We start from the raw sequence: 249 nt of genomic DNA, 5'->3' as shown, positions 1-249 counted from the left end.
CGCGGCGATGTCGCCTGACTCACGCAGCGCCGTGTCGATCTCGTCGACATAGACGCGCGCGGTACGCAAGGTCAGAGGATCGCACTCGCAAGCGCTGACGGTACCGCCGCCGATGGCATTGATATGAACCTGCGGCTTGAGGTACTCGTCCAACAGGATTGGGGCGACGCCGGTGTGCGAGGTGGCCATGCAGATGACATCCGCGTCCGCAATGGCGTCGGCGAGCGTCGCGGCCGCAGTCAGACGCAC

Annotated in this window: 1 protein-coding gene; it reads right to left on the bottom strand. The window is 65.5% G+C overall.

Annotated features, from left to right (window positions below):
* Nucleotides 1–249, bottom strand: a 249-nt coding sequence (locus QN347_RS20525; protein WP_323494506.1) for a hypothetical protein, incomplete at both ends; no start/stop codon positions are given.

It is taken from the genome of Sphingomonas sp. 10B4 (assembly GCF_035019905.1).
Taxonomy (GTDB): domain Bacteria; phylum Pseudomonadota; class Alphaproteobacteria; order Sphingomonadales; family Sphingomonadaceae; genus Sphingomonas; species Sphingomonas glacialis.
The sequence above is the reverse complement of the archived record's forward strand: the minus strand, read 5'-3'. Positions and strand labels throughout refer to the sequence as shown.